Source organism: uncultured Flavobacterium sp. (assembly GCF_937967675.1).
Classification (GTDB): Bacteria; Bacteroidota; Bacteroidia; order Flavobacteriales; family Flavobacteriaceae; genus Flavobacterium.
In genome coordinates, this window is record NZ_CALBSN010000098.1 from 1 (window position 1) to 3,328 (window position 3,328).

At 34.8% G+C, this 3,328-nt stretch carries 3 protein-coding genes and 1 pseudogene; 3 read left to right on the plus strand and 1 reads right to left on the minus strand.

Annotated elements, in window-relative coordinates; genetic code table 11:
- Positions 1-206: pseudogene (locus Q0075_RS06750) on the plus strand (aldehyde dehydrogenase family protein); the annotation flags it as partial.
- 95 nt (positions 207-301) lie between these two features.
- On the opposite strand, the gene rsmG reads toward Q0075_RS06750, so the two are convergent.
- On the minus strand, positions 302-931 hold the full coding sequence (gene rsmG / locus Q0075_RS06755) for a 16S rRNA (guanine(527)-N(7))-methyltransferase RsmG (protein WP_297868844.1): 630 nt from the start codon (positions 929-931) through the stop codon (positions 302-304).
- A 107-nt stretch (positions 932-1,038) separates the two neighbouring features.
- On the opposite strand from rsmG, the gene Q0075_RS06760 reads away from it, so the two are divergent.
- Both Q0075_RS06760 and Q0075_RS06765 read left to right on the plus strand, forming a co-directional pair.
- A complete protein-coding gene (locus tag Q0075_RS06760; RefSeq protein ID WP_297868845.1) occupies positions 1,039-2,133 on the plus strand; it encodes an acyl-CoA desaturase in 1,095 nt (364 codons plus the stop codon).
- Between the two features lie 57 nt (positions 2,134-2,190).
- Positions 2,191-3,328, plus strand: a 1,138-nt coding sequence (locus Q0075_RS06765; protein ID WP_297868846.1) for a pyridoxal phosphate-dependent aminotransferase, incomplete at its 3' end; no start/stop codon positions are given.

A 3,328-nucleotide genomic window follows, 5' to 3' on the forward strand; every position in this document is an offset into this window, starting at 1 on the left:
CTTTACAAAATGCAGCAGGAAACTTCTACATCAACGACAAACCAACAGGTGCTGTTGTAGGTATGCAACCCTTTGGAGGCGCAAGAGGTTCTGGAACTAATGACAAGGCTGGTTCGGCACAAAATTTATTGCGTTGGGCTTCTGTTAGAACGATTAAAGAAACCTTCGTAACACCAGAAGATTATAAATATCCGTTTTTAGGTTAATCCGAAATACGAAGTAGAAATAAAAAACCCGATTTTCAGTTGAGAATCGGGTTTTGCTTTTTATAGCTAATTACTAATTACTTTTCACTAATCACTTACTTCTTATACTTCAACGGCAAATGCACCACTTTTTTCGTTTCAAAAAACTCATCTGAAAAGAAATCCGATAAATTATATTGCGTTGCTTTTGGGAAATCCTTTAATTCTTCGGTTAAATCGCCACCTTTTAGATATAAAATACCGTTGGCTAATTCGTGGTTTTGTTTTTTTGAAACTTTATCATCGACCCATTTTACAAAATCAGGCATATTGGTTACGGCACGACTAACGATGAAATCGAATTCTTGTTTGACTAGTTCAGCACGTTTTTGTTCGGCTCTTACGTTTTTTAATCCTAAACCTGCAGCTACTTCATTCACTACTTTGATTTTCTTTGCAATAACATCAATCAAATAAAAATCAACTTCTGGGAATAAAATCGCTAATGGAATTCCTGGAAAACCACCACCTGTTCCGACATCCATAATTTTTGAACCTGGACGGAACTCGATGATTTTTGCGATTCCTAACGAATGCAAAACATGACGTGTATATAATTCGTCTATATCTTTTCGTGAAATCACGTTAATTTTAGAGTTCCAATCTTCATACAGCGATTGTAATTTTTGAAACTGAAGTATTTGATTTTCAGATAAATCAGGAAATTGCTTTAAAATTTCTTCCATTCGTTAAATTTTACACAAAAATACGCTTTTTAGTGAATAAAAAATGATGATTATCATAAATGAAAAAATTATAATAATTATCTTTGACGAAATTTGAATATTAAAATATGAATACCACAACCCCGATTTTTTCAAAAGAGGACAATCTGAAATTTTTCAGAACTTTAAATAAACGAGTAAACGACTATTTCAAAGAAAACAAAATCAACAAAACTGGAAACTGGAAATTACACTTAAAAACAATTGTAATGTTCGGTCTTTTCTTAACACCTTATTTCTTCCTATTAGCTATGGATATGCCGTTTTGGGTATATTTATTATTAAACGTAGTTATTGGAGTTGGAATGGCAGGTGTTGGAATGAACGTAATGCACGATGGAAATCACGGTGCTTACTCAACCAAGTCTTGGGTAAACAAATTAATGGGCGGAAGTATCTACATCTTAGCTGGAAATGTGTACAACTGGCAAGTACAACACAATGTATTACACCATACATATACGAACATCATAGGTCATGATGAAGATTTAGAAGCAGGAAGAATTTTACGTTTCTCAAAAACAGCTAAATGGTACAGTCACCACAGATTTCAACATTATTACTCTGTTTTCTTATACGGATTATTAACCTTCAACTGGGCAATCACAACTGATTTTCTACAGATGAAACGTTACTTAAAAAGAAAACTATCATATGGTGAAGCAAAAAGCCCAGCTTTCCAATGGACTACACTTATCATTACTAAAGTTATTTACTTTTCTATTTGGATTGTATTGCCAATAATTGTTGGAGTAACTTGGTGGAAAGTACTTTTAGGATTCGTAGTAATGCATTATACTGCAGGATTAATCTTGAGTGTAGTATTCCAATTAGCGCACGTTGTAGAAGACACAGTTAACCCAATGCCAGATGAAAACGGAGAAATCGAAAATACTTGGGCTATTCACCAATTGTTCACAACAGCTAACTTTGCTCCTAAAAACTGGATTGTAAATTATTATACAGGTGGATTAAATCATCAAATTGAACACCATATTTTCCCGAATATCAGTCACATTCACTATGATAAAATTGCTGAAATTGTAAAGCAAACCGCAGCAGAATGTAACTTGCCGTATCACGAGTTCAAAACGACTCGAGCGGCCATCGCTTCTCACTTCAAGCATTTGAGAGAATTAGGAAGAAAACCACAATTAGCATAATAAAGAAGAGACGCGAGGAATCGCGTCTTTTGTATTAACTATAATAACTAACACACAATGAACCCGTTATCGGACAGAATCAACAACTTAGCCGTTTCTCAAACTTTAGCTATGGCGGCTTTGGCAAGAGAATTAAAAGCACAAGGAAAAGACATTATTAGCCTTAGTTTAGGAGAACCAGATTTCAATACTCCTGAATTCATTAAAGAAGCTGCAAAAAAAGCTATCGACGAAAATTACAGTACGTATACTCCAGTAGAAGGTTACTTAGAATTGAAAGAAGCGATTTGCAAAAAATTCAAAAGAGATAATAATTTAGACTACAAACCATCACAGATTGTAGTTTCTACAGGAGCAAAACAATCATTATACAACATTGCTCAAGTAATGTTGAATGATGGTGATGAAGTAATTCTTCCTGCTCCATATTGGGTTTCATATTACGAAATCATTAAACTTTCTGGTGGAGTTCCTGTTGAAGTTCCTACTTCTGTAGAAAGCGATTTCAAAATTACACCAGAACAATTAGAAGCTGCTATCACACCAAAAACAAAAATGATGTGGTTCAGTTCTCCTTGTAATCCAAGTGGTTCGGTTTACAATCGTGAAGAATTAACAGCTTTGGCCAAAGTTTTAGAAAAACATCCACACGTATATGTAGTTTCTGACGAAATCTACGAACACATTAACTTTTCAGGAACATTTTGCAGTATTGGTTCTATACCAGGAATGTTAGAAAGAACGATTACTGTTAACGGTGTTGCAAAAGCATTCGCAATGACAGGTTGGAGAATTGGTTATATCGGAGCACCAGAATTCATCGCAAAAGCATGTACTAAAATTCAAGGACAAGTTACTTCGGGTGCGAATTCTATTGCACAAAGAGCAACAATTACTGCTGTTGAAGCAGATCCAAGTGTTTTAAACGAAATGGTTTCAGCCTTCAAAAACCGTAGAGATTTAGTTGTTGGATTAGTTAAAGAAATTCCAGGATTCAAATTGAATGTTCCAGAAGGAGCGTTCTATGTATTCCCTGATGTTTCTTACTACTTTGGAAAAACCATCAAAGGAACCGAAATTAAAAACGCAACTGATTTCTCCATGTTCTTATTGGCGGAAGCAAATGTAGCAACGGTAACTGGAGACGCTTTTGGAAATCCAAATTGTATTCGTTTCTCTTACGCAACAAGCGAAG

Bases quoted from the DNA above. Each gene is read 5' to 3' on its own strand.
- rsmG (WP_297868844.1), bottom strand. From the start codon at position 931: ATGGAAGAAATTTTAAAGCAATTTCCTGATTTATCTGAAAATCAAATA.
- Q0075_RS06760 (WP_297868845.1), top strand. From the start codon at position 1,039: ATGAATACCACAACCCCGATTTTTTCAAAAGAGGACAATCTGAAATTT.